21 protein-coding genes are annotated in these 24,815 nt (G+C 67.1%); 8 read left to right on the forward strand and 13 right to left on the reverse strand.

Annotated elements, in window-relative coordinates:
• Positions 1-65: 65 nt before the first annotated feature.
• On the forward strand, positions 66-887 hold the full coding sequence (locus BBJ41_RS27390; RefSeq protein ID WP_069749341.1) for an IclR family transcriptional regulator: 822 nt from the start codon (positions 66-68) through the stop codon (positions 885-887).
• 173 nt (positions 888-1,060) lie between these two features.
• The gene (locus tag BBJ41_RS27395; RefSeq protein ID WP_069749342.1) at positions 1,061-1,612 is read left to right on the forward strand and encodes a hypothetical protein; all 552 of its coding nucleotides are present in this window, start codon (positions 1,061-1,063) and stop codon (positions 1,610-1,612) included.
• Positions 1,613-2,278: 666 nt separating this feature from the next.
• Here the strand turns inward: BBJ41_RS27395 and BBJ41_RS27400 are convergent.
• A complete protein-coding gene (locus tag BBJ41_RS27400) occupies positions 2,279-4,636 on the reverse strand; it encodes a GNAT family N-acetyltransferase (protein WP_069749343.1) in 2,358 nt (785 codons plus the stop codon).
• A gap of 109 nt (positions 4,637-4,745) precedes the next feature.
• On the opposite strand from BBJ41_RS27400, the gene BBJ41_RS40680 reads away from it, so the two are divergent.
• Positions 4,746-5,093, forward strand: coding sequence for a hypothetical protein (locus BBJ41_RS40680; RefSeq protein ID WP_156814876.1), 348 nt, complete (start codon positions 4,746-4,748; stop codon positions 5,091-5,093).
• 136 nt (positions 5,094-5,229) lie between these two features.
• Here BBJ41_RS40680 and BBJ41_RS27405 read toward each other — a convergent pair whose 3' ends face one another.
• The 4 genes from BBJ41_RS27405 to BBJ41_RS27420 form a co-directional block, all read right to left on the reverse strand.
• Complete coding sequence (locus BBJ41_RS27405; RefSeq protein WP_069749344.1) at positions 5,230-5,526, reverse strand: H-NS histone family protein; 297 nt, start codon at positions 5,524-5,526, stop codon at positions 5,230-5,232.
• Positions 5,527-5,629: 103 nt separating this feature from the next.
• Entirely contained in the window at positions 5,630-5,899 is a 270-nt protein-coding gene (locus BBJ41_RS27410) for a hypothetical protein (protein ID WP_083281992.1), read from the reverse strand.
• A 61-nt stretch (positions 5,900-5,960) separates the two neighbouring features.
• A complete protein-coding gene (locus BBJ41_RS27415) occupies positions 5,961-6,488 on the reverse strand; it encodes a BON domain-containing protein (protein WP_069749345.1) in 528 nt (175 codons plus the stop codon).
• Positions 6,489-6,542: 54 nt separating this feature from the next.
• A complete protein-coding gene (locus BBJ41_RS27420; RefSeq protein WP_069749346.1) occupies positions 6,543-8,021 on the reverse strand; it encodes a sigma-54 interaction domain-containing protein in 1,479 nt (492 codons plus the stop codon).
• Between the two features lie 316 nt (positions 8,022-8,337).
• On the opposite strand from BBJ41_RS27420, the gene BBJ41_RS27425 reads away from it, so the two are divergent.
• Together BBJ41_RS27425 and BBJ41_RS27430 are read left to right on the forward strand one after the other, a co-directional pair.
• Positions 8,338-9,741 (forward strand): GntP family permease, encoded by a 1,404-nt coding sequence (locus BBJ41_RS27425; RefSeq protein ID WP_069749347.1) that lies wholly within the window; start codon positions 8,338-8,340, stop codon positions 9,739-9,741.
• 383 nt (positions 9,742-10,124) lie between these two features.
• Positions 10,125-10,376 carry a DUF4148 domain-containing protein gene (locus tag BBJ41_RS27430; RefSeq protein ID WP_069750400.1) on the forward strand — a complete coding sequence of 84 codons (252 nt, stop codon included), beginning with the start codon at positions 10,125-10,127 and terminating at the stop codon, positions 10,374-10,376.
• 39 nt (positions 10,377-10,415) lie between these two features.
• On the opposite strand, the gene BBJ41_RS27435 is transcribed toward BBJ41_RS27430, so the two are convergent.
• Together BBJ41_RS27435 and BBJ41_RS27440 are read right to left on the reverse strand one after the other, a co-directional pair.
• Positions 10,416-12,014 (reverse strand): thioredoxin family protein, encoded by a 1,599-nt coding sequence (locus BBJ41_RS27435; protein WP_069749348.1) that lies wholly within the window; start codon positions 12,012-12,014, stop codon positions 10,416-10,418.
• A gap of 392 nt (positions 12,015-12,406) precedes the next feature.
• On the reverse strand, positions 12,407-12,907 hold the full coding sequence (locus BBJ41_RS27440) for a GNAT family N-acetyltransferase (protein ID WP_069749349.1): 501 nt from the start codon (positions 12,905-12,907) through the stop codon (positions 12,407-12,409).
• A 587-nt stretch (positions 12,908-13,494) separates the two neighbouring features.
• Here BBJ41_RS27440 and BBJ41_RS27445 point away from each other — a divergent pair.
• From BBJ41_RS27445 to BBJ41_RS27455, 3 genes are all read left to right on the forward strand, one after another.
• A complete protein-coding gene (locus BBJ41_RS27445; RefSeq protein WP_069749350.1) occupies positions 13,495-15,822 on the forward strand; it encodes a phosphocholine-specific phospholipase C in 2,328 nt (775 codons plus the stop codon).
• Positions 15,823-16,103: 281 nt separating this feature from the next.
• Complete coding sequence (locus BBJ41_RS27450) at positions 16,104-16,373, forward strand: hypothetical protein (RefSeq protein WP_040138862.1); 270 nt, start codon at positions 16,104-16,106, stop codon at positions 16,371-16,373.
• A 154-nt stretch (positions 16,374-16,527) separates the two neighbouring features.
• Positions 16,528-17,523 carry a DedA family protein/thiosulfate sulfurtransferase GlpE gene (locus tag BBJ41_RS27455; RefSeq protein WP_069749351.1) on the forward strand — a complete coding sequence of 332 codons (996 nt, stop codon included), beginning with the start codon at positions 16,528-16,530 and terminating at the stop codon, positions 17,521-17,523.
• A gap of 50 nt (positions 17,524-17,573) precedes the next feature.
• Here the strand turns inward: BBJ41_RS27455 and BBJ41_RS27460 are convergent, their stop codons facing one another.
• From BBJ41_RS27460 to BBJ41_RS27485, 6 genes are all read right to left on the reverse strand, one after another.
• Complete coding sequence (locus BBJ41_RS27460) at positions 17,574-19,046, reverse strand: OprD family porin (RefSeq protein WP_069749352.1); 1,473 nt, start codon at positions 19,044-19,046, stop codon at positions 17,574-17,576.
• 164 nt (positions 19,047-19,210) lie between these two features.
• Positions 19,211-20,230, reverse strand: a complete 1,020-nt coding sequence (locus BBJ41_RS27465; RefSeq protein ID WP_069749353.1) for an ABC transporter ATP-binding protein — start codon at positions 20,228-20,230, stop codon at positions 19,211-19,213.
• On the reverse strand, positions 20,227-21,219 hold the full coding sequence (locus tag BBJ41_RS27470) for an ABC transporter ATP-binding protein (RefSeq protein WP_069749354.1): 993 nt from the start codon (positions 21,217-21,219) through the stop codon (positions 20,227-20,229). The genes BBJ41_RS27465 and BBJ41_RS27470 overlap by 4 nt, the downstream gene beginning before the upstream one ends.
• Before the next feature lies 1 nt (position 21,220).
• Positions 21,221-22,123, reverse strand: coding sequence for an ABC transporter permease (locus tag BBJ41_RS27475; protein WP_069749355.1), 903 nt, complete (start codon positions 22,121-22,123; stop codon positions 21,221-21,223).
• Positions 22,124-22,136: 13 nt separating this feature from the next.
• Positions 22,137-23,075, reverse strand: a complete 939-nt coding sequence (locus BBJ41_RS27480; protein ID WP_069749356.1) for an ABC transporter permease subunit — start codon at positions 23,073-23,075, stop codon at positions 22,137-22,139.
• Positions 23,076-23,086: 11 nt separating this feature from the next.
• Positions 23,087-24,700 carry a peptide ABC transporter substrate-binding protein gene (locus BBJ41_RS27485; RefSeq protein WP_069749357.1) on the reverse strand — a complete coding sequence of 538 codons (1,614 nt, stop codon included), beginning with the start codon at positions 24,698-24,700 and terminating at the stop codon, positions 23,087-23,089.
• Positions 24,701-24,815: the final 115 nt, after the last annotated feature.

Here is a 24,815-nt window from a genome sequence, read left to right on the forward strand (position 1 = left end):
CGTGCAGAACCGGCCAGCGTGCGTCGCCAACCGATTGACGGTAATCCCCCAACCCCACACCCACAATGCAGACAACCAACGACCCGCTTCCCGGCTGCGACGCTCGGGAATCGATGGCCGCCATCGACCGCTATCGCGCCCCCGCGCTCGACAAGGGCCTCGACATTCTCGAACTCCTGTCGGAACAGAAGGAAGGACTCACCCGCACCGAAATCACGAAGGAACTCGGCCGCAACGCGAGCGAAATCTACCGGATGCTCGAACGCCTCGTCGCGCGCCGCTACGTGATGCGCTCGACCGGCGGCGACCGTTACACGCTCAGCCTCAAACTGTTCGCGCTCGCGCACCGGCATCCGCCGATGAACCGGCTGATTGCAGAGGCCTTGCCGCCGATGCAGCGCTTCGCCGATGCCTCCGAGCAGTCGTGCCACCTGTCCGTCTACGATCGCGGCAACCTGCTCGTGATCGCGCAGGTCGACGGCCCCGGCTCCTGGGGCGTGTCGGTCCGGCTCGGCTCGCGCGTCGGGCTCGCCGATACGGCATCGGGACGCGTGATGCTGTCGTTCCAGGGCCCCGAGCAGCGCGCGCACATGCTGACCGAGCATCGCAAGGTCAAGGGTGAAGCGCCGCTGAACGAGCAGGAACTCGCCTATGCGTGCCAGTCCATCCGCCAGGATGGCTACCTGCGCCAGGACAGCCGCCAGGCGTACGGCGTGACCGACCTGACCGCGCCGATCCTCGGGCCGTCCGGCCATGCGATCGCGGTGCTGACCTGCCCGTACATGCGCCGGATCGATGCGCACATGGCGCCGTCCGTCGACCTGGTAGTCGAAAGTTTGCGCGACACGGCGGCCCATCTGTCGATGGGCCGCACCGAGACCTGCTGATACGCGGGTCCGACGAAACGCGCCGTGGCCGGCGCAGCTGCGCCGGCCACGGTTGCACGCGACGCCCGTGCGGGGCGCGATGCGTGGTGCCATATCGTGCGCGTGCGGCGCTACGCTAAAATAGCGGCCCTCTCAAAATCTACGACGGTCGGTTGTCGCGGCCGTCGTGTCCGATGGATGTCATGGCCAAACTTCTGAACGATCAAGAATTCCAGCGTTTCTCCGAACTTCAGCAGAAGCAGGCAAGCTTCACGATCACGCCCGAGGAGGCGGACGAGCTGCGCGATATCGTCGCGCGCGCGCAGAAGAAGCGCGACGATCGTGCCACCGCGATGCAGGCGATCGAGAACTACATCGAGCAGTTCGACATCACGCCCGACGAACTCTTCTCGCCCGAGCAGATCGGCGACGCGGCCCGCACCTACGGGCTCATCACGGCGACCAAGAAGGAACGCACGCTGCCGCCGTCGATCACGTTCAACGGCAAACCGTACCAGTGGACCAAGACGCTTCCGGACGACGTGCGCGGCGCGCTGTTCGACGCGTTCACGTCCGGCGAATCGGTCAAGCGCTTCATCGCGATGCCCAAGGACATCGCGCGTTGCGCACTGACGATCGCCCGCCTCGAGCGCGAAACCGGCGCGGTGTATGCCGATCCGCACCTCGAGGAACTCGCGATTTCGCGCGATCAGGTGAACGACGCGGCGTCGAAACTCGCTGCCTGAATGTGACCGCGGGCATGCTTCATGCATGCCTGCACCCGCGCGTGACGCCGGCATTGGCCGGCGCCGCGCCCGCAGGAATCATGCGTTCGCATGCTCCCGAAAAGTCTCACCTTGGTGCCCCGCAGGCACTCACCCATCCCTCCCGAAAAAGCTCACCTCAAGCTCCCGGAGACCCTCACCGGAGTCTCCCGAATGTCCTCACCGACACCTCCCGCAAGCCCTCACCAAAGCTTCCCGGAAAGGCTCACCAGCGTCTCCCGCAGGTACTCACCGGCTGCTCCCGGGAAGGCTCACCGAGCGCTCCCGTATCGACTCACCAAGTCCCTCCCGAAAAAGCTCACTCGCGGCTCCTGAAAAACCTCACCTTTGCGACGATTCCGGATTTGCGCTGCTGAAATACGATTGCGAATGTGCGTCGGCACATCGCGTAAAACGGCCACACGGGGCAGATTTCGCGGCAGGCAGCACTCACTTCGAGGTACGACGGGAATGTCGATATCGACGTGACGAACTGGCTCGCCACGTTCGGTGGTGCGGTGTGCCATGCGTACAAGGGACGGGGTCGAGTGCTCTGTATTCCTGAATGCATACGCCATGCGACACGAAGGAATCGCGGAGGCTTCGCGACGGCATGCGAAGTCTCCGCGATTCGGCAGTTGGCCGACCTTAGGGCTGCAACTTCATCCTGAAGCCGACGACGCCCGGCTCCTCCGTCGTCGACACCTCAAAACCGCACGACTTCGCAAGCGAGATCATCGCCGAGTTCTCGCGCAGCGCCTCGCCGATCATCCACGCGGTTCCGCGCGATCGCGCGTAGTCGATGATGCGGGACATCATCAGCCGGCCAAGCCCCTTGCCCTTCTGATCGGGCCGCACCGCGATGGCGAACTCCGCCGTCTCGTTGTCGGGATCGGCGACCGCGCGCGCCACCGCGAGCGTGTGGTCCCGCCCGGACACATCGGTGAACGACACGATGAAGGCCATCTCGCGGTCGTAGTCGATCTGCGTCATGCGCGCCACCTGCGAATGATCGAAGCTACGGACCGCGCCGAAGAAGCGCATCCGCAGATCGTCCGGCGTCATCGCTCCGAGCAGTTCGTTGTGCGCTGCCTCGTCTTCCGGACGGATCGGACGAATCGTCACCGTCTCGCCGTGCCACTCGAGCGTCTGTTCGAGGTGGCGCGGATACGGCATGATCGCGAGCCGGCTGCGCCCCGTAGCCAGCGTGATGCGCGGCGCGATCACCCGCGCGCGATCGGACAGCACGCGCAACGTGACGGACAGCGCAACGACTTCGCGCACGTCGCAGACCACCTGCGACAGCGCCGTCAACGCGTCGAGCGTCGGCTCGACGGGCGTGCTACGTGCATACGGCGAGCGCTCCATCACCGCGCGGGCGAGCACGGTATTCAACGGCGGCAAGCCATAGACGACGAAGGGCGCCGATACGCCGTCCGCCGGCGGCACCGCATAGCGAAACACCGGACCGAAGTTCGAATCGTCGTACATCTCGACCGTGATATCGACGACTTTCGTACCGGCCGGCTCGTCGGCCCGTTCGCCGTGCAGGCCGAAATGGGACAGCCAGCGCAACGCCGCCTCGCCAGCCAGTTCATGCTGACCGGCTTCGACCATCCGGCGCGCATCGGCCTGCGCGGATGCGACGCACTCGGCCGGCTGCGGCGGCGTGCCCTCCGGCGTCTGCATCAGCAGCTGCCGCCCGAGGTTGTAGTCGACGAGACGCGCATACGCGCGCGCGAGCCGCTGCGGCGTCGTGTGCACGGGAATGCCGTTCGCGTGCAGCGCATCGCGCGTCGCCGCATCGACCGCGCCGAAGAAACACGCAAGCATGCCGCGATGCGCGTGTTGCCGCGATTCGATCAGCGTGCGCGCCACCGAATCGGCCGGTGCGCTGTGGGACGTCGAATGGACGACGAACAGCGTGCCCGTTTGCGGGAACGGCGCGAGCGCCTTGATCGCCGCGGCAAAGTGTTCGGGGTGCGCATCGTCGCCCAGCGTCAGCGGATTGCCCGGCGCCGCGAGATGCGGCAGTGCAGCCGACACCGCCGACGTTGCGGCGGGCGACCAATCGGCCAACCCGACGCGCACCTCGGCGACCGCATCGACCGCGAGTTTCGCGACACCCGCATCGCTCGTCACGAGCGTCGCCGCGCCACGCGCCGTCACGCGGCCGACGCCGAGCGTCTCGATTTCGTCGAGCAGATCGTCGAGCGCATCGACGCGCACCATCCCCGCGCGCTGGAACGCCGCCGTATAGAGCGCGTCGCCGGGATCGGCGCGCCCGGTACGCAACGCGAGCACCGGTTTGTTGCGCGCGGCCGCACGCGCGGCCGACATGAACTTGCGCGCCGCACGCACGGTATCGAGTTCGAGCAGGATCGCGCGCGTGCCGGGATCGCTCGCCAGATAGTCGAGCACGTCGCCCGCATCGACGTCGGACTCGCTGCCGAGCGCGACGACGTGCGAAAAGCCGAGGCCTCGCGCATGCGCCCAGCCGAGCACCGCGTTCGTCAGCGCATTCGATTGCGATACCCACGCAACGCCGCCCGATCGCGCCGTATAGGCCGGCGCGCCGAAATGCGCGTGCCGTGCGGGCGACAGCACGCCGAGGCTGCCGGGCCCGACGATACGGAGCACGAACGGCTTCGCCGTCTTGAGCGTGCGATCGAGCGCGGCGCGATCGGCATCCGTGCGTGCCTCGCCGACGATCACCGCGACGCGCGTGCCGAGTTCGCCGAGCTTGCGAACGATGCCGGCCCATGTCGCGGGCGGCGTACAGATCACGGCAACCGACGGCGGTGCGGGCAGCCTGTCGACATCGGAAACGACCGTATGCCCGTCCAGCTCGCGGTATTTCGGGTTGACGGGCCACACGGGCCCCTCGAACGCACCGTCGAGCACGCGCGACCACACCATCGCGCCGATACTGCCCACGCGCGACGACGCGCCGACGACTGCAACGGACTTGGGCTGGAACAACGCATCGAGATGGCGGACGGTCACAGCGGCTCCCTGCGGTAACGAAAGACGACCCGATCGGCATCCGGCCGCGCAGGCCGTGCGCCGATCGACGCGAACCCCAAGCATAGGCGAAGCACATGCGGCTGCCTATATGCCGAACGGCCGACTATCCGACGAACGTCAACGCTCGCACCATGAATCTGCAACACGGGCGCGGCCCGACATCGCCGCACGCCGGCCGCGCGTATTCGCGCAACGCAAGCAACGCGCCGCGACGCCGCAGGAATTTTCAAAGGTGAGGATTTACGGGAGCCATGGTGAGTATTTTCGGGAATTGCACGATGCAACGCGCGAACACGCGAAAGGTGAAGAAAATCTGCACCACGCGTGCACCGCGAAAATTGCGAATGGCCATGCGCATGCACTGCGTCATTGCGTGGCTGTTTACCGGAATTCACCGCGATATACGGCCGAATCGCGGCAAATTCGCAAAACATGATCCGTCAATTGCGCGGCATTGCACTTCGATTCATCGGCGGGAATCACGCGACGACTGCGCAAAAACAAAACGGTGCGACGGCCGCATGGCCGTTCGCACCGTCAGTCAGCGCACGAAAGGTGAGGATTTTCGGGAGTCAGTCCTTGATCAGGAAACGTGCGCGATTCTTGCCGAGCCATGTCGGCGAGCGCCCGCGGCCCGTCCAGGTTTCGCCCGTCTTCGGATTCCGGTATTTCGGCGGCAACACACGCTTCGGCTTCGCGGCGGCGGCAGTTCCCGCAGGACGAAAACCGAGTTCTTCCGGCGTAATGTCGTATTCCTCGATTTTGGCGCGGATATCGGCAATCGCGTCGGCAATCGCCTTTTCGCGTTCCTTGTCGATCTTTTGCTGAAGCCGTTCGAGCTGTGCGCTCAGTTGCCTGTAGGTCGCCATATGGATGGGACTCCGTGAGTGTTATTCGTGAAAAATAGATGACTCCAAGCAAACAGAAAAGCACTTCGCCCGATCGTGGTCTCCTCAGCCGGTCATTTCGGGATCAATACCCGCTTTTCTTCTTGCATGCGAAGAGAAGATTTCGCACGGCGTCATCAGTCGATTGCTGGATCACTTCGAAATCCCCGCTGCAGATCGCCCGGGCATTGTCCGTGCAATTGCTCCAGTCGCTGCCGGTGCATTGCACCTGCGTAGTCGGACGCCCATCCGAAGTGAACAGCGGCGCGCCGCCGCACCCGCCGAGCCCCGCAACCAGAGCCAACAATCCGGCCACCCGAGGCCACCGACAGACCGACGCAAGCATGTGTTTCATTGTTGTTCCCGTCAACCCTTTTTTGAATGTCGGGAGTATGCCATGCACAGCCCGCCTTTCGTCAGTCCGGCGTCCGGTCGGGTTGCCCGCGCGCCTTGTACGGCAAGCGCCTGCGCGGATCGTCGGTGATGCGAACGAAAACCCGCTCGACGTCGGGAAGCGCCTCGAGTTCGTGCTGCAGCGCCTGCCGATCGAAGGCCGAATCCGCGCATCCTTCGACGTAAATGAAACGCCGCTGCACGGTGATCCACAGGCTCGTGCCGTGCAGGCGATCGGAGCCCGCGAAGTGCGCCTTCGCGGCGTCGGCGATCGGTGCGTCATACATGTACGAGTTCGGCTTCGTGCAGCGATGGGCAAGCCAGCACGTCGTGCCGCGTTCCGCGCGGTAATGCGCGTCGTCCTCCATCTCGGCATGGGTCATCCACGGGCCGAGCGGCAACGGGCATTCGGCGACGTCCTGCGACAACGCGATGAACGGATCGTTGTACCAGTTGCGCCGCGCCGCCGGCGCGTCGGTGTCGCCGGACTGCGCGAGCGCGGCGCTCGCCAGCAACATGGTCAGCCACCCCGCGACGCCGATCCGCTTCATCGTGATCTCCTGTTCGATGCTTCACGCCCGACCGCTTCAATACAGCCGGTCGACCTACCGGTCGATGCCCAGCGCCGCCAGCTTCTTGTACAGCGTCGCGCGGCCAATCCCGATGCGCGCAGCCGCTTCCACGACCTTGCCGTCGCAGGCCGCCAGCGCATCGGTCAGGAACTGGCGCTCCCACGCCGCCAATGCATCGGCATACGACGCGACCGGCGCGCCGAGCGCATCGCCCGCTCGCTGCTCGACCGGCGATGCGGCAACCCGCTGCACCGGCGGTGCGCTGTCCGGCGATACACGCACCGGCCCGAGGAACGGCGCGAGCGCGCGCGCATCGATCACCGAACGGTCCGACAGCATCAGCGCGCGTTCGAGCGTATTGCGCAGCTCGCGCACGTTGCCGGGCCACGGATACGCGCACAGCATCCGCAGCGCATCGTCGGTCAGCTCGCAGTGCGCGGCGCGCCCGTGCTGGGCAGCCAGCTCCTCGAGCGTCGCATAGACGAGCGCCGCGATGTCGGACGCGCGATCGCGCAACGGCGGTGCGTGGATCGTCAGCACGTTCAGCCGGTAATAGAGATCCGCACGAAAGCGCCCGGCTTCCACGAGCGCCGGCAGATCGGCCGACGTCGCGGCGATGATCCGGACGTCCGCGCGCACGATCCGGTTCGAGCCGACCGGCTCGAACTCCTTGTCCTGCAGCACGCGCAACAGCTTGCCCTGCAACGGCAGCGGCATGTCGCCTATCTCGTCGAGAAACAGCGTGCCGCGATCGGCCAGCTCGAACTTGCCGATGCGCCCCTTGCGGTCGGCGCCCGTGTACGCGCCTGGCGCCGCGCCGAAGAATTCGGTTTCGAGCAGCGTGTCGGGAATCGCGGCGACGTTGACGGTCACGAGCGGCTGGAGCGCACGCGCCGATGCCGCGTGGATCGCATGCGCGAGCAGTTCCTTGCCGGTGCCCGTCTCGCCGAGCAGCAGCACCGGCGAATCGACCTGCGCGGCCCGCCGCGCCTGGCGCTTGGTTTCCAGGCTCGCGGCACTCGTGCCGACGAAGCTCGCGAACGTGTATTTCGCGCGGCGCGCCTGCGCGAGCGAACGCTGCGTCGCGATCAATTGCTGCTGAAGCTGTGCGTAGCGGGAAAAGATCGGCGTGAGCGTCTTCAACTGGTCGAACAGCGCGAAGCCGATCGCGCCCACCGTCTCGCCGGCCTCGTTCTTCAGCGGCAGGCGCGTGACGACGAGCGGCTCGCGGCCCGTCTCCATGATGTCGAGCAGGATCGGCTGCCCGGTCGACACGACCTCGCGCATCAGGCTGTTCGGTATCACGGTCTCACAGTCGAGGCCGACGGCCTGCTGCGGATCGGCGAAGCCGAAGCGCGCCGCGTAACGTTCGTTCATCCACACGACGCGCGCATCGCGATCGACGACCACCGTGCCCGCACTCGAATCCTCGAAGGTCCGGAACAGCGACTCGGCGGCGCGCCGCAGCACGTCGCCGTAATTGACGGGCAGGCGCGCCCAGTCGTTCATCATCGTGTCTTCGTCTCCGGGTATTGTCTGCCGGATGTCTCCGGAACGAGACGGATTATCTCACCCCGGAGACATGCCGCAACGCGTTGTCCGGGAAAGCCCTGCCCGATTTCACGGGCTGGCCGGACGGCCATTTCGTCTCCGGATGGAGACGTTTTATGTAGAATCGTCAGACATAGGCCGGCGCGGGCCCGCCGGCCTCCGGCGGACCCATGTCCGGCGGCGCAATCCGGCCGATGGCACGAAACCTGCACGAACCTGAGCTGGTCCGCGGCGCGCCGCGCGATCCAACAACAACCAAAGCCATTAGGAGACTCCCTTGTCTTTCGTGATCGTCCTCGCCGCGCTGGCGTTCCTGATGTTCGCCGCGTATCGCGGCTACAGCGTGATCCTGTTCGCGCCGATCGCCGCACTCGGCGCGGTGCTCCTGACCGAACCCGCCGCCGTCGCACCGGTTTTCTCCGGCATCTTCATGGAGAAGATGGTCGGCTTCGTCAAACTGTATTTCCCGGTATTCATGCTCGGCGCGGTGTTCGGCAAGGTGATCGAGCTGTCCGGGTTCTCCGAGTCGATCGTCCATGCGGCCATCCGCTACATCGGCCGCTCGCGCGCGAATGCGGTGATCGTCGCGGTGTGCGCACTGCTCACCTATGGCGGCGTGTCGCTGTTCGTCGTGGTGTTCGCGGTCTATCCGTTCGCGGCCGAACTCTATCGCCAGAGCAACATTCCGAAACGGCTGATGCCCGGCGCGATCGCACTCGGCGCGTTCTCGTTCACGATGGATTCGCTGCCCGGCACGCCGCAGATCCAGAACATCATCCCGACCACGTTCTTCAAGACGACCGCATGGGCCGCGCCCGCGCTCGGCACGATCGGCTCGCTGTTCATCATCGTCGTCGGCCTCACGTATCTCGAATGGCGCCGCCGCTCGGCGATGGCGAAGGGCGAAGGCTACGGCACGTCGCTCGTCAACGAACCGGTGCGCGTCGAGGCGACGTCGCTGCCGCATCCCGCGCTGGCGATCCTGCCGCTGATCCTCGTCGGCGTGTCGAACTTCATGTTCACGAAGCTGATCCCGCAGTGGTACGGCGCGGCGTCGTACACGGTCGCGCCGGAAGTGCTGCCCGGCGTGCATGCGCCGGTCACGACGTCGATCAAGACCGTCGTCGCGATCTGGTCGGTCGAGGCCGCGCTGCTGCTCGGTATCGTGCTGGTCATCCTGACCGCATTCAAGCGCGTCAGCAGCCGCTTCGCGGACGGATCGAAGGCCGCCGTCGCCGGCGCGCTGCTCGCCGCGATGAACACCGCGTCGGAATACGGCTTCGGCGGCGTAATCGCCGCGCTGCCGGGCTTCCTCGTCGTCAGCGATGCGCTGAAGAGCATCCCGAACCCGCTCGTCAACGCGGCCGTGTCGGTCAGCTCGCTGGCCGGCATCACGGGCTCGGCATCGGGCGGCATGAGCATCGCGCTCGCCGCGATGTCGGACCTGTTCATCAAGGGCGCGCAGGCAGCCAACATTCCGATGGACGTGCTGCACCGGGTCGTCGCCATGGCGAGCGGCGGCATGGACACGCTGCCGCACAACGGCGCGGTCATCACGCTGCTTGCAGTCACCGGCCTCACGCACCGCGAGTCGTATCGCGACATCTTCGCGGTCACCGTCATCAAGACGCTCGCGGTGTTCTTCGTGATCGCCGTGTACTACACGACGGGGCTCGTGTAAGCGTCTGCGAAAGGCGGCGTTCCTTACGCCGCCCGGCCTGCCGCCTCACCACGGCAAGCCGCGTCAAACCTGGCCCGCCGTTCACGATCGGACCGCATGCGAACCGGAATGGATTCCGGAACTCGCATCCGGTCCGATTTCAATTGACCGCTCGCCGACTCGCTCGAAGCCACGCTGCCGCGCGCTGCTGGCGTGGCGTCCGGGCCGCCAGGCCGCTCCGGCATCGCCTGCCGCCACCTGCCCATTGTTGTCCGAAGCAAAACACTGCGTTGGTCGCGATCGCATTTTTCGCGCACGCGCCCCGGCCTACACTGGTTCCACCGTCGCCCGGCGCTTCGACGAACGAAACGCCGCGATTCACCGGAATCCTGGAGGTCCCGATCATGAAGCGCCTGATCCATGCCGTTGCCATTGCCCTGGCCGTCTCGGCCCCGCTCGCCGCACAAGCGCAGTCGAACCAGCCGCTGACCCGCGCGCAGGTCCGCGCCGAAGTCAAGGCGCTCAAGCAGGCCGGCTTCCAGTCGAGCGACTGGTTCTATCCGGCCAGCATCGTTTCCGCCGAAGCGAAGATTGCCCGTCAGCAAAACGCCGGATACGGCGGCGATCATGGCGGGTCGTCGGAATCGGGCCGGTAATCGATCGTCCGGCCCGTCCGACGATGCGTCCCTGTGTCGTTACGCCTTCACGGGCTGGATCAGTTTCGCGCACGCCGCTGCCTGCGGATCGCCCGCCGGCAGTTTTCCGCATACGCCGTCGAACTGCTTCACGACCGACCTGACCGACGCGTCGTGCGCGCCGCCGCTGCGCCAGCGGTTCAACTGCGTGACGACCTTGGTCAACGCGCGCAGGTTCGCGCCATAGAACGCGTCGCGGGTCTTGTCGGCCTGGGCGAGCACGCTCGCGGCAATCCCTTCGATGCGCGCCGAATCGTCCGGCGCCAGCTCGACCGCATTCGCAAAATAGGTCGCGCCCCAGCGCAGCTTCGTCGCCGGCCCGCTCGCCGAGTCGTACGCCTTGCGATACCAGTCGAGCGCCGCGGCCTTGTCGCCGCGCGCTTTCGCATTCGCGGCCAGCCCCGACATGAAGTAGTACGGCGTGGATGAACGCGGCAACTCGGCCTTCAGCAACGCATCCGACTCGTCGTACTGCCCCGCGTCGGTCAGCGTGTCCGCGCCTTCGCTGACGAGCGCCTGCCGCTCGTACGCATTCGCCGCGCCCTGCACCGACGCGGCGATCTGCTTGCGCGCGGTGTCGATCAGCGCCGGTGCGGCGAGCGGCGCGCCTTTGCGCGCGTCGCCGCGCGCGAGCAGCACGCGGCCATGCAACGCCATCAGCCGATCGATCGACGACAGCGTGGTATCGGTCGACAGACGCGCGAGCGCCGTGTCGTACGCGCCGCGCAACTTCGCGCGCTGCGCATCGTCGCCGCCGCCGAGATACGCGACCACGCGCGCCGGCGCGGCGACCAGCACGTCCGAATCGGCCCGCGACAGCGCCGGATCGTGCAACACCGTGCGCAGCGATTCGGCGAGCGCCGCCTTGTCGAGCGCGCCGGCCTGCGCCGGATCGTCCGACGCGGCGACCACCGCCGACTTCAGCGCGAACCGCGCCGCCTCGGCCTTTGCACCGGCCGCCCGCGCGCGCTGCGCGAGCGTCTGCAGCGTCTCGGCGACGCGATCCGCCTGCACCGGCAACGCGCCGTCGGTATCCCACGAATAATCGGCCAGCAGGCGCCATTCGTCCGGCGTCAGCGACGCGCCGTTCTTCAGCGCGTTCGCGAGCGTCTGCCGCACCGGATGCGCGGCGGTCATCCCGAGCGACAGCGCCTGCATGTAGCGGTCGAGATCGGCTTCGCCCGGCAGCCGCGTCACTTCGGTGCCGTCCGGGCGGAACAGGATCATCGTCGGATAGCCGTGCACCTTGAAACGCTCGCCGAGCTTCTGCGCGCTTTCGGTATCGCCGTCGAGATACACGGGCACGAAGAACGACGAGCGCGTCTTGAATGCCTGCTGACTGAAGATCGTCGACTTCACCTGGTTGCACGACGGGCACCACACCGCGCCCCAGTAGAGCAGCAGCGGCTTGCCGGTGCGCTTCGCCAGCGCGAACGCGGCGTCGACGTCACCGTGCTGCCACGCGATGCCGGGCGGCAGATGCGCGCCTTCGGGCGAGGCGCTCGACACGGTCGTGCCCTGCGGGGCAGCGGCGGCAAACGCCGCACTTGCGGCGGCGAACAGGCAGGCGGCGGTCAGATTCCGGAGTGTGGTTTTCATCTAGGCGGATTCCGTTGAAAGAGACGGTTGCGGGAAAGCGCGCGCCCGGTGGGGAGCGGCATCGCGCCCTGGCGTCGTACGACGGCGGGTTCGCGCGCGAAGCGACGAGGATGAAGATGAAGCGATGAAGCGCATCGACGTGCAGCGCGCCGCCGGCCGGAATACGGCCGCGCATCGTTCGCCGGCATCGGCACGGCCGAACCAACACCGGCCGAAGCGATCGGCAAATCGTTCGACGATACGATTGGCGCAGGCTGCGGGAAACGAACGAATTCTCGAATGCATATGACGGGCGGCGTCGGGGCCGTACGCTCCGCCACGCAGCGATCGCGAGAACGACGCACGCCGATCGAGCCGAAACGACGGTCGCCCCGATCGCGCGGCGCGCGCCGTCACTGCCGTCCCTTGATCCGCGCCATGTGATACACGGACGCGTGCACGCCGTCGCGCAACGCATAGCCCGGCGCTTCGCCTTCGATCCGGAAACCGTGCTTCTCGTAGAGCGCGATCGCCGCGCGGTTGTCGGTGAATACGGTCAACTCGAGACGCGTGACGTTCAGCCAGTTTTCCGCGAGATCGATCGCGGCCGCGAGCAGCCGCCCGCCGACGCCGCGCCCGTGATGCGCCGCGTCGACCATCATGCCGAGTCCCGCCGCATGGCGCCGGCGCGGATTCGGCTCGGGATGCAGGCCGAGATGGCCGACCACCGCGCCGCCGATTTCGGCGACGAGGCTCACGCCGTGCTCGCGCGCGCCCTCGAGCCGTTTCTGCCATTTCTCGAGCGACGGGAACGGATGCTGCAACGTATTCATGTACACCGCGGGATGCGCGGCGATCTGCCGGATCGCGTCGACGTCGTGCGTCTCGCTGTGCCGGATCTTGATCTCGGTCATAGGTGGGCCGGTTCCGAAAAATCGCGCCGACGGCGCGGACTGCGCACATGCGCAGCAACATGTCGAGCTTATCCGATTTCATGCATTTGAAACATCGGCGTCACGTCGTCTGCGATGTCGTTGCCTCCGCAACGACACGCGATGGCGACACCCGGCCGAAATCGGAAAAATACGGCGACCCCGCAGCCGCCATCGGTAATTCATTACCCTTTTTCGTCGCGCATCGCGCCCGCGCAAATCGTTGCACACACAACGTCACGCGCGCGACATGCGATGTCATTTCTTCATCACGTCGACGTCATGCCGGCTCCCTAGACTGGGCGCCGCCCAGCCCGGCATTCGCCGGGCCGGTGCGTGCCGACGTCCCGGCCCGCGCATCACGAGCGCGCGGCGCACGGGATCGCGACGACGGCCGATGCCTCCGCGCGACGCCGCTCGACACCACGCGTCGCGCGATGCGCGCACCTCCGCCACACGCGGCCGTCGCACTCGAAAGCACACGCATCGCGGATCGTCCCGGGGGGACGACGCACGGGCGCATCCAGACGAAGTCACGAACGCTCCCACCATCACAGGATCCGAACGCCATGACGTCACGCCGCACATTCCTTCAGCAGACCGCCACTTCCGGCCTCGCCGCCGCCGCGCTCGCCGCGTTTCCGCCGAGCATCCGCCGCGCGCTCGCCATCCCCGCGTTTCACGAAACGGGGACCATCAAGGACGTCAAGCACGTCGTGCTGCTGATGATGGAGAACCGCGCTTTCGACAGCTACTTCGGCACGTTCAAGGGCGTGCGCGGCTACGGCGACCGTTTCGCGGTGCCCTCGCCGAACGGCCGCGACGTGTTCTACCAGACGTACACGAAAGCGACGCCCGCCACGACCTGCACGCCGTATCACCTCGACGCGAACCAGGGCAACGCGCAGCGCGCGGGCGGCACGCCGCACACGTGGGCCGACGCGCAGGCCGCATGGGACCACGGCCGGATGAACCGCTGGCCCGATGCGAAAACGCCGCTGTCGATGGGCTATTACGACACGGCGGAAGTGCCGTTCCAGCGCGCGCTCGCCGATGCGTTCACGCTGTGCGACCACTACCACTGCGGGATGCACACCGGCACGATCGCGAACCGCCTGTTCTACTGGAGCGGCACCAACGGCCCGAACGGCATCAGCCCGGCCGACGGCAGCCGCGTGAAGATCGCCGCGCTGAACAACCAGTTCAACGGCGGCAACGACATCGGCCCGTCGAGCCAGGGCTGGACGTGGACCACCTATGCCGACCGGCTGCAGCAGGCCGGCGTGAACTGGAAGGTCTACCAGAGCCTGATCGACAACTTCGGCTGCAACGAGATGATGAGCTTCCGCCACTGGCGCGCGGCGATCGAGCAGATGCCGGCCGCGCGCCGGCCCGCGTACGTCGCGTCGACGGACATCACGCAGCCCGTGACGGCGGCCGGCGCGTTCTACGATCCGGCGATCGACGATCCACTGAGCCCGCTCGCGAAGGGCTTCGGCAACACGATGCCGTACGGCTTTCTCGAAACGTTGCGCGACGACATCCGCAACGGCACGCTGCCCGAGGTGTCGTGGATCATTCCGCCGTCCGTGTACAGCGAACACCCGGGGCCGTCGAGCCCCGCGCAGGGCGGCTGGTACGTGCAGGCCGTGCTCGATGCGCTGACGGCGAACCCCGAGGTGTGGAGCAAAACCGTGCTGCTGGTCAACTACGACGAAAACGACGGCTTCTTCGACCACATGCCGTCGCCGGCCGTGCCGTCGCGCAACGCCGACGGCACGCTCGCGGGCGGCCATACGCTGCGCGATGCCGACGTCGCCGCCGAGTATCACGACTTCACGCCCGCCACGTCGAGCCAGCCGGCGATCGACGGCCGGCCGTACGGCCCGGGCCCGCGCGTGCCGATGTGGATCGTGTCGCCGTGGAGCCGCGGCGGCTGGGTCAACTCGCAGGTGTTCGACCATACGTCGACGCTGCTCTTCCTCGAAAAACGCTTCGGCGTCGCGGAGCCGCAGATCAGCGCGTACCGCCGCGCGGTGTGCGGCGACCTGACGAGCGCGTTCAACTTCCGCTCGCCGAACAACGAACCGCTGCCGACGCTCGCGGGCCATACGACGAAAAGCCAGGTCGACGCGCTGAGCGCCACGCAGCAGGCCGCGCCGAAGATCGTGCCGCCGGCCGCGCCGTCGCTGCCCGCGCAGGCCACCGGCGTGCGCCCGTCGCGCGCGCTGCCTTACGAGCTGCATGCGAGCGCGCGTGCGGATGCCGGCAGCGGCACGCTCCGGCTGAAGTTCGCGAACACGGGCCGCGCCGCCGCCGTGTTTCACGTCTATGACAAGTTGCACCTCGACCGCCTGCCGCAGCGCTACGTCGTCGAGCCGGGCAAGACGCTGCACGGCGACTGGGCCGCGCGCGCCGACAACGGCGGTAAATATGACCTGTGGGTGCTCGGGCCGAACGGCTATCACCGCCGCTTCACCGGCGACCTGAGCCGCCTGGCCGGCGCCCGCGCGCCCCATCCGGAGGTGCGCGTCGGCTATGCGGGCGCGAGCGGCAACCTCCATCTGCGGCTGCGCAACGACGGCGGCGGCACGGTGCGCTTCACTGTGAAATCGAACCAGGTCTACGGGCCGCTGCCCGGCCGCGGCGCGAACGACGATCGCGGCCATGGTCATGGCCACGATCACGGCAACGGCACGGGCACCACGTGGACCGTCACGGTGCGCGCCGGCGACCAGTCCGAGCTGCACTGGAAGCTCGACTCGACCGGCCATTGGTACGACTTCATCGTCACCGCGGACAGCGACGCGAGCTTCTCGCGCCGCGTGGCCGGCCGTGTCGAAACGGGTCGCCACTCGGTCAGCGACCCGGCGATGGGGCTCGCCGACCGCTTCTGACGCCGTCGCGGCGACGCGCGTTTCGCCGCATGTCGCCGCGTGTCGCCGCCCGCCCGGGCGGCGGCCGCGAACGCCGGTCAGGCGCCGGACGCGACCACCCCCGATCCAGCTGAAACGCCCGCCTGGCGCGGGTCAAACATCAGAAGGATCGGTGGTGCAGCCCTCATTTCGCCCCCACGAAAATGCTCCGTGTTGCGGCCCGTTCGCGTTAAACTTCGTCAAGCTGTATTCAACAAAGACATCTTTGCCATCACGGCATCCACGACACGAGGATAGGTTCGATGCGCACTACCGGCTCATCCGGGGCAATGACCCTGCTCACCGAACACGACCCGGCCGACGGCCGCGAACTGCGCTCGCTCCGGCTCGAGTCAACCGGCGACGGCAAGAGCGTGCTGCTGATCGAGATCGACGAACGCAAGCCCGGCATCCACCGCGAAGTCCGCTACGAGATCACGCCGGCCGAGCTGATCGCGGCGATCCGCTCGCACGGCGCCGAGCTGCCCGGTGAAAACCACGGCGCCGCGTCGCTCGCCCGCACACCTTCCTGATTTCGAACGGTGAGCCGCGCGCCACGCGCCGGCTCACCGGCATCCCCCTGCCGCCGTCAGGCGCTTTCCGTCTTTCCCGCCGCTGCCTTGAAAATGGCCGATAATCGGCCCATCTGCGTTTCCTGCCCACGCATTCCCTTTTCGGCCAGCCGTCATGCTCCTTCGTGACCTCGTCGCCCAGTACGGGCCGCTTCTCGTCTTCGCCAACGTGCTCGCGGCGGCCATCGGCCTGCCGGTGCCCGCGATGCCGACGCTCGTGCTGTTCGGCGCGATGTCCGCGATGCATCCGGAGATTATCGGCTCGCAACTGGTGACGGTGGTGGCGCTGTCGGTGCTCGGCGCGCTGATCGGCGACACGGTGTGGTACGCCGCCGGGCGGCGTTATGGCGGCACGACGCTGAAGACGATCTGCCGGCTGTCGCTGTCGCGCGATTCCTGCGTGCGAAAGACCGAACGCTTCTTCGGCCGCTACGGCGTGCGCGTGCTCGCCGTCGCGCGTTTCATTCCCGGGCTGTCGCTCGTGTCGGTGCCGATGGCCGGCGCGCTCGGCACGCGCTATCGCACGTTCGCCGGCTACGACGCGCTCGGCGCCGCACTGTGGACGATCGTCGGCCTCGTGGCCGGGCTCGTGTTCTACCGGCAGATCGACTGGCTGTTCGCCGGCGCGAGCCACCTCGGCCGCGCGGTGCTGCTGGTCATCGTCGCGCTGCTGGCGATCTATGCGGCGGTCCGCTGGGTGCGCCGCCGTGCGCTGATCCGTCAGCTCGCGAGCGCGCGGATCGGCGTCGACGAACTCGACCTGCTGCTGCGCGACAACGCCGCGCCGGTGGTGCTCGACGTGCGCTCGCCCGAGCACCGCAAGCTCGACCCGTTCACGATCCCCGGTGCGCAGTTCGCCGACGAGCGGCAGATCAGCGACATCGTCGCGCGCTACCCGCTCACGCAGAAGTTCGTCGTGTACTGCTCGTGCCCGAACGAAGTGACGGCCGCGCTGATGGCGAAGCGCCTGCTCGACGCAGGCTTCACCGATGCGCTCGCGCTGCGCGGCGGCCTCGACGCATGGCGCGATACGGGCCGCCAGCTCACGTCGCTCGTGGAAGACATGCCCGCCGCGAACGATCCGGTGGCGGGGTTGCACAGGCCGGCCTGAGCACACTGCCCGCCGGCCGCGCGATGCACGGGGGCCGACGCCCCCTTCGATCAGAACGCGTGCAGCGGCAGGTTCACGACCAGACGGTATTCCGTGTTGGAAGCGTCCGAGTAGTGCGCCGAACCGGCGTGCCACATCGCGATGAACGTGACCTTCGTGTCCTTCAGCTTGCCGCTCTGGAACGTGTACGACGGGATGAAGCCGAACTCGTGGTGACGGCCCTGGACCGGCGCGCCGTTGCTCCAGTAGATGCTCGACTTGCTCGGGTCGTTCGCCGCGCCCGCGCTGCCGTCCGCACCCCAGCCCGTCACGCCCCAGACCATCGCCTTGAAGCCCGGCAGGCCCGCTTCCTTGCCGTAGAACGTGTAACGCAGCTGCAGCGACTTTTCGTGCGGCGCGTTGTAGTCGACGTCCATCGAGTTGGTCAGGAAGATGCCGTTCGTTTCGTTCAGGTAGTCGAAGAACTGGTCGCCGAGCACCTGCTGGAAGCCGAGCAGCAGCTCGTGCGGGCCGTGCTGCGCGGCCACCGACAGGCTGTATGCGTTGTTGTTGATCTTGCCCTGCAGCGCGTCGCCCGTGTCATGCGTCGAATAGACGTTGCCGAAGCCCGTCCACTTGATCGTCTGCGGGCTGCCGATGCTGTGCTTCACCGACGCGTAGTACTGGTGCCACACGTCGTCGGCCTGGTTCGCGTACAGCGCGACTTCGCCGTTCGGCGAGTAGTCCCACGTGCCGCCGACATACGACAGGCGGTTGATGCGCGTGCCGCCGTATTGCGTCGTCAGGTTGGTGAGCGTCGTGTGACCGCGCGCGTTGGTCTTCGTGAAGCTGCCGGCCTCGAGCATCACGTTCTTGAATTCGTTGCTGACGAGCGTCGCACCGAGGAACGTCGGCGGCAGCGCACGGTTGTCGTGCTGCTCCATGAACGGGTTGTCCACGGCCTGCAGACCGTACTTGACCACCGTGTTCGAGATGCGCGCCTTGATGTCGTAGATGCCCGGGTAGGCCCACGCGAGCTGATTGCCGCCGCCGCCGCCCTTCGCGATGTGCACCATGCTGCCGGCGCCCTGGCCGCCGTCGAGCTTCAGCGCCGCATACAGCGACGCGTCGAAACCGATACCGACCAGGCCGGTCGTATAGCCCGACTCGAAGTTGGCCATCGCGCCCTGCACCCACGCGTGACGATGCGGGCCGCCCTTGCTGTCGAGCACGTCCGAATAGTTGCGGAACAGGAAGTCGAGATGGCTGTCGGCGATGAAGCCCTTCGACTTCGACTGGGCCGACGGCTCGTCGGGCGGCGTGACGGCCTGGGTCGCTTCGGCGTTGATGACGGCGTTCGGGGTCGATGCCTGCGCAACGGCCATGCCCGTACCGGCGGCCGGTGCGGCCTGCGCGACCGTCAGCGGCGCGGGGGCCGCGTCGTCGGCGTGCGCGACGCCGGTCAGCGAGACGCCCGCGAGTGCCGGCAGTCCCCATGCAAGCAGCATCTTCGATGCCGTCCCGATCGTCTTCTGTTTTTTCATCGTGATTCTCGTCTTGTGTTGATATCGTCCACGCCGGTTGCGATCCGCTCCCGGCCCCCCGGCGTGCCCGGCTAAGGACGCGCCTGTACCCGCGGCGCGAAGATCGTTCGCGCCGCACCTACCCCTGTTGACCTGCCTGGTTATGTTTGCTGCGTCACTTCACGTCACGCCGCGCCCGCGCGGATGCACGCGACACGCGCCGCCGACCCCTGCCGTACTTCCGGCAGCGGCACGTCCTGCGCGCACGCGTCGATCGCGACCGGGCAGCGCGTACGGAATGCGCAGCCCGACGGCGGGTTGAGCGGCGAGGGCATCTCGCCCGCCAGCAGCATCGGACGGCGAGCACGCTCGCGCGCCGGCTCCGGCGTCGGCGCTGCATCGAGCAGCGCCTTCGTGTACGGGTGCTGCGGCACGCCATACACGTCATGCCGCGTGCCGAACTCCATCACGCGGCCGAGATACATCACGAGCACCCGCTGGCTGATCGCCTTCACCACCGCCAGATCGTGTGCAACGAACAGATAGGACAGCGACAGTTCGCGCTGCAGGTCGCGCAGCAGGTTCACGATCTGCGCCTGGATCGACACGTCGAGCGCCGAAACGGGTTCGTCGCAGATCACGAGCTTCGGCTCGCCGATCAGCGCACGCGCGATACCGACGCGCTGGCACTGCCCGCCGGAAAATTCATGGGGATAACGCAGCAGGTGATGCGCGTTCAGGCCGACGCGTTCGAGCATCGTGACCACGCGGCGGCGTAATTCGGCGCGACCGAGGCCGGCCTGGTGCGTGACGAGCGGCTCCGCGACGACCTGCTCGATCGTCATGCGCGGATCGAGCGATGCGAGCGGGTCCTGGAAGATCATCTGCACTTCGCGCCGCATCGCGGTGCCGCCCAGGTGATCGGGCGCGACGGCTTCGCCGCGCCATTTCACGGTGCCGGCGGTCATCGGCACGAGGCCGATCAGTGCGCGCGCGAGCGTGGACTTCCCGCAGCCCGATTCGCCGACGAGCCCGACCGTCTCGCCGCGCTTCACGTCGAACGACACGCCGTCGACCGCGCGCAGCGTACCCTTCGGCGACCACGGATAACCGCCGAGCGGCACACGGAAATGCACCTTCAAACCTTCGACGGACAACAGCGTGTCGCCCGTCGCGCCGTCATGGCGGCGTTCATTGACGCTCATCGCAGTCCTCCCGACAGATCGGCCAGCGGCCGGTGGCACGCGCGCACCGCGCCCGCGACGCCATAGGTTTCAAGCGCGGGGCGCGCAGCGCCGCAGCGTTCTTCCGCATACGTGCAGCGCTTCGCGAACGCACAGCCGGCCGGCGCAGTGCCCGGCATCGGCGGATTGCCGGGAATCGCGACGAGCGGCGCATCGTCCGCGTCGGTCAGGCGCGGCAGCGCGTTGAGCAAACCGATCGTGTACGGATGCGACGGCGCCGCGAAGATCGATTCGGCCGGCGCGTATTCGACGGTGCGGCCCGCATACATGACCATCACGTCGTCCGCGAGGCCGGCAACCACGCCCATGTCGTGCGTGATCAGCACGATCGCGGTGCCGCGCTCGCGGTTCAACTCGCGCAGCAGGTCGATGATCTGCGCCTGCACGGTCACGTCGAGCGCGGTGGTCGGTTCGTCGGCGATCAGGATTTCCGGCTCGGACAGGAGCGCCATCGCGATCATCACGCGCTGGCGCATGCCGCCCGAGAACTCGTGCGGATACATGCGGATGCGCCGCGCCGCGTCGGGAATGCGCACCGATTCGAGCGCCTCGATCGCGCGCTTGGTCGCTTCCTTGCGCGACAGCTTGCGATGCAGTTGCAGCGTCTCGGTCATCTGCCGCTCGATCGTCAGGAACGGATTGAGCGACGTCATCGGATCCTGGAAGATCATCGCGATCCGGTCGCCGCGCACCGCGTTCAGCGCGCGCGTATTCATGTCGAGCAGGTTGTCGCCGCGGTAGCGCGCGGTGCCGGTCGTCGTGCCGTTGCCGGCCAGCAGGCCGAGCAACGACATCACGGTCTGGCTCTTGCCCGAGCCCGACTCGCCGACGATGCCGAGCGTCTTGCCGGCTTCGAGCGAGAACGACACGCCGCTCACGGCGTCGATCGGCGGTGCATCCTTGCGCGTGAAGCGCACGCCGAGGTTGTCTACTTCGAGTAGTGCTGCCATTTCAGCGATCCTTCGGGTCGAGCGCGTCACGCAGGCCGTCGCCAACGAAGTTCACGCAATAGAGCGTCACGCACAGCATGACGGCCGGGGCCAGCAGCAGCCACGGCATCGATTCCAGTTTCTGCGCGCCGTCCTGGATCAGCACGCCCCAGCTCGTCATCGGTTCCTGCACGCCGAGCCCGAGGAACGACAGCACCGATTCGGTCAGCACGATGTTCGGCACCGACACCGTTGCATACACAACGACCACGCCGAGCAGGTTCGGCACGATGTGGCGCAGCACGATCGACGCCGGCGACACGCCGATCGCGCGCGCCGCATCGACGAACTCGCGGTTGCGCAGCGACAGCGTCTGGCCGCGTACGACCCGCGCCATGTCGATCCACGAGAACGCGCTGATGGTCAGCACGACGAGCATGAACGAGCGGCCGAACAGGGTCATCATCAGGATCGCGATCAGCAGGTACGGGATCGCGTACATCATGTCGACGATGCGCATCATCACGGAGTCGACACGGCCGCCCGCGAAGCCCGCGGTCGCGCCCCACGCGACGCCGAACAGGCCCGACACGAGCGTGCCGAGCAGGCCGACCTCGATCGACACGCGGCCGCCGATCAGCGTGCGCACGAGCAGGTCGCGGCCGAGCTCGTCGGTGCCGAACCAGTGCTGGTTCGCCCAGGTCGGCGGCAGGCTGATCGAGCCCCAGTCGCTCGCGGCGGGATCGGCCGCGAGCAGCCACGGGCCGACGAAACACGCGAGCGTGATCAGCGCGAGCAGCACGAGGCTGAACAGCGCCGCACGGTTGTGAAGGAAGCGCGCGAACGCGAGCGCAAGAGGCGAGCGCGAACGCGGCGGCGAGTCGGTCTGCACGGGCAGGCCGACGACGGGAGTAGTCGGGGTCATCGCAGTGCCTCGCTCAGTAACGGATGCGCGGATCGAGCCACGCGTATGCGAGGTCGACCAGCAGGTTGAACAGCACCGCGCAGACGGTCGTCAGTACGACGAGGCCGAGCACCAGCGTGTAGTCGCGGTTGATCGCACCGTTCACGACGAGCTGCCCGAGGCCCGGCAGCGCGAACACCGATTCGGTGACGACGGCCGCCGTGATCGACGTGATGCAGACCGTGCCGAACAGCGACACGACCGGCATCAGCGCGGGCTTCAGCGCGTGGCGCAGCACGATCGTCGAGCCCGGCAGGCCCTTCGCGCGCGCAGTGCGGATGAAGTTGCTCGACAGCGTCTCGATCATCGAGCCGCGCATCACGCGTGCGAGCAGCGACACGTTGATGAAGGTCAGCAGCACGATCGGCAGCAGCCGGTACTGCCAGCCGCCGTCGCCCCAGCCGCCCGCCGGCAGCCAGCCATTGCCGGCCGACGTCTTCAGCAGGATCGCGAAGATCCACACGAGCACGGGGCCGAGCACGAACGGCGGCACGACGTTGCCGAAGTTGCCGAGCAGCATCACGAAGCGGTCGATCGCGCTGTCGCGGCGCACGGCCGCGACGGTGCCGAGCAGCACGCCGAGCACGATAGAGACCGGGATCGACACGCCGCCCACACCAAGGCTCACGGGCAGCGCCTTCTTCACGAGATCGTTCACGGACCAGTCGACGTAGCGGAACGACGGGCCGAGATCACCGTGCAGCAGCGAACCGAGATACAGCAGGTACTGCTTCCACAGCGGCTCGTCGAGGTGGTACTTCGCGTTCAGGTTCGCGAGCGTCGCCGCGGACAGCTGCTTCTCCGTATCGAACGGGCCGCCGGGCGTGAAATGCAGCAGCAGGTAGCAGACGGTGATGACCGCGAGGATCGTCGGCACCGCCCACAACGTGCGCCTCAAAGCGTAAGCCAGCATGATCGCTCCGCTCAGTGCTTGATCAGGTACATGTCCTGCGAAGCACGCATGTCGATCACGTTCTTCAGCGAATAGCCGCCCACATAGGGCTTCACGAGACGGTCGGCCGAATACTGGAACAGCGGCACCATCGGCGTGTCGTTCATCGCCGTGTCGTGCGCCTGCGTGAGCAGCGTGGCGCGCGCCTTGTCGTCGAGCTTCTGGTTGCCGTCGTCGACGAACGTGTCGACCTGCTTGTTGCAGTAGCCGACGGTGTTCTGCGAGCTGCCGCAGCGGATCAGGTCGAAGAAGGTCATCGCGTCGTTGTAGTCGGCGAACCAGCCGTCGCGAGCGATCTGTACCTTGCCGTCATGCCGCTCCTTCATCAGCACCTTGAACTCGACGTTCTCGAGCTTCGTGTTGATGCCCAGCTTCGTGCGCCATTCCGATGCGGTAAACAGCGCGACCTTCTTGTGCAGGTCGTTGGTGTTGTACGTGAGCGTGAACGACAGCGGCTTCGCGTCCGAGTAGCCGGCCTGCTTCAGCAGGTTCTTCGCGGTCTCGACGCGCTTGGCCATCGGCCACGACGCCCATTCCGGCGTGAACGGCTGCACGCCCTTCGTGCCGTTCGGCATCAGCCCGTACATCGGCTTCTCGCCGGCCTGCGTGAGCTTCGACGTGAGCACCTCGCGATCGATCACCATCGACAGCGCCTGGCGCACGCGCTTGTCCTTCAGCGCCGCGTCGCTGTTGTTCAGGTAGTAGTAGTACGTCGCGAGCTGCAGGCCCGGGCGCAGTTCGCCGCCGAACTGCTTGCTGACCTGCTGGAAAATGCCCGACGGGATCGAGTAGCTGTAGTCGATCTGGCCGGCCTGGTACATGCGCATCGCGGTTTCGTCGCTTTCGATCGGCAGGTACGTGACCTTGTTGATCACGACCTTCGGCGCGTTCCAGTACTTCGGATCCTTCGACGCGACGATGCGGTTGTTCGGCTGCCAGTCGACGAGCTGGTACGCGCCGTTGCTGACGATGTTGCCCGGGCGCGTCCACGCGTCGCCGAACTTCGCGACGACGTCCTTGTTCACCGGCACGAGCGGCGCCATGGCGGTCAGCTCGGGGAAGAACGCGACGGGAACGTCGGTCGTCACTTCGAGCGTGTACGGATCGACGGCGCGCACGCCGAGCGTCGACGGCGCGGCCTTGCCCGCGATGATGTCCTTCGAGTTCTTCACGAACTCGACGAGGATCGTGTACTTCGAGCCCGTCTTCGGATCGACGAGGCGCTGCCACGAATAGACGAAATCGGCGGCCGTCACCGGCTGGCCATTGCTCCACTTCGCGTCGTGGCGAAGCTTGAAGATCCACGTCTGCGGCGTCTTGCGTTCCCACGACAGCGCGACGCCCGGCACGACCTGGCCGGCTGCATCGATGCGGGCCAGCCCTTCGAACAGATCGAGGCCGATCGTGTTGCCGGTCCACGATTCGATGTGCGCGGGGTCGAGCGACTCGACTTCGGCGGGCACCTGTCGCGTCAGGTCCTGTTGGGGAGCGAGTGCGACGTTCGAAGGAACGGTAACGGCGTGGGCAGCGGGCGTCGTCAGGGCGAGCGCGGCCAGCACGGCCGACATGGCATGCAAGGATTTCATCGTGGCAGTCTTGAGAAAGTGTGTTCGGTGAGCGTCGCGCGGCGAATGCCGCGGCTTACGCGTGAGACGCTGACGGGGGCAGCGATTGAGGAGGCCCGTGGTTCTCGTATTGCAT

Origin of the sequence: Burkholderia stabilis, assembly GCF_001742165.1 — a bacterium.
Taxonomy (GTDB): domain Bacteria; phylum Pseudomonadota; class Gammaproteobacteria; order Burkholderiales; family Burkholderiaceae; genus Burkholderia; species Burkholderia stabilis.

Excerpts from the sequence above, each read along its gene's own strand:
- BBJ41_RS27390 (WP_069749341.1), top strand. The coding sequence starts at position 66 with ATGCAGACAACCAACGACCCGCTTCCCGGCTGCGACGCTCGGGAATCG.
- BBJ41_RS27395 (WP_069749342.1), top strand. The coding sequence starts at position 1,061 with ATGGATGTCATGGCCAAACTTCTGAACGATCAAGAATTCCAGCGTTTC.
- BBJ41_RS40680 (WP_156814876.1), top strand. The coding sequence starts at position 4,746 with ATGCCGAACGGCCGACTATCCGACGAACGTCAACGCTCGCACCATGAA.
- BBJ41_RS27405 (WP_069749344.1), bottom strand. The coding sequence starts at position 5,526 with ATGGCGACCTACAGGCAACTGAGCGCACAGCTCGAACGGCTTCAGCAA.
- BBJ41_RS27410 (WP_083281992.1), bottom strand. The coding sequence starts at position 5,899 with ATGAAACACATGCTTGCGTCGGTCTGTCGGTGGCCTCGGGTGGCCGGA.
- BBJ41_RS27415 (WP_069749345.1), bottom strand. The coding sequence starts at position 6,488 with ATGAAGCGGATCGGCGTCGCGGGGTGGCTGACCATGTTGCTGGCGAGC.
- BBJ41_RS27420 (WP_069749346.1), bottom strand. The coding sequence starts at position 8,021 with ATGATGAACGACTGGGCGCGCCTGCCCGTCAATTACGGCGACGTGCTG.
- BBJ41_RS27430 (WP_069750400.1), top strand. The coding sequence starts at position 10,125 with ATGAAGCGCCTGATCCATGCCGTTGCCATTGCCCTGGCCGTCTCGGCC.
- BBJ41_RS27435 (WP_069749348.1), bottom strand. The coding sequence starts at position 12,014 with ATGAAAACCACACTCCGGAATCTGACCGCCGCCTGCCTGTTCGCCGCC.
- BBJ41_RS27440 (WP_069749349.1), bottom strand. The coding sequence starts at position 12,907 with ATGACCGAGATCAAGATCCGGCACAGCGAGACGCACGACGTCGACGCG.
- BBJ41_RS27445 (WP_069749350.1), top strand. The coding sequence starts at position 13,495 with ATGACGTCACGCCGCACATTCCTTCAGCAGACCGCCACTTCCGGCCTC.
- BBJ41_RS27450 (WP_040138862.1), top strand. The coding sequence starts at position 16,104 with ATGCGCACTACCGGCTCATCCGGGGCAATGACCCTGCTCACCGAACAC.
- BBJ41_RS27455 (WP_069749351.1), top strand. The coding sequence starts at position 16,528 with ATGCTCCTTCGTGACCTCGTCGCCCAGTACGGGCCGCTTCTCGTCTTC.
- BBJ41_RS27460 (WP_069749352.1), bottom strand. The coding sequence starts at position 19,046 with ATGAAAAAACAGAAGACGATCGGGACGGCATCGAAGATGCTGCTTGCA.
- BBJ41_RS27465 (WP_069749353.1), bottom strand. The coding sequence starts at position 20,230 with ATGAGCGTCAATGAACGCCGCCATGACGGCGCGACGGGCGACACGCTG.
- BBJ41_RS27470 (WP_069749354.1), bottom strand. The coding sequence starts at position 21,219 with ATGGCAGCACTACTCGAAGTAGACAACCTCGGCGTGCGCTTCACGCGC.
- BBJ41_RS27475 (WP_069749355.1), bottom strand. The coding sequence starts at position 22,123 with ATGACCCCGACTACTCCCGTCGTCGGCCTGCCCGTGCAGACCGACTCG.
- BBJ41_RS27480 (WP_069749356.1), bottom strand. The coding sequence starts at position 23,075 with ATGCTGGCTTACGCTTTGAGGCGCACGTTGTGGGCGGTGCCGACGATC.
- BBJ41_RS27485 (WP_069749357.1), bottom strand. The coding sequence starts at position 24,700 with ATGAAATCCTTGCATGCCATGTCGGCCGTGCTGGCCGCGCTCGCCCTG.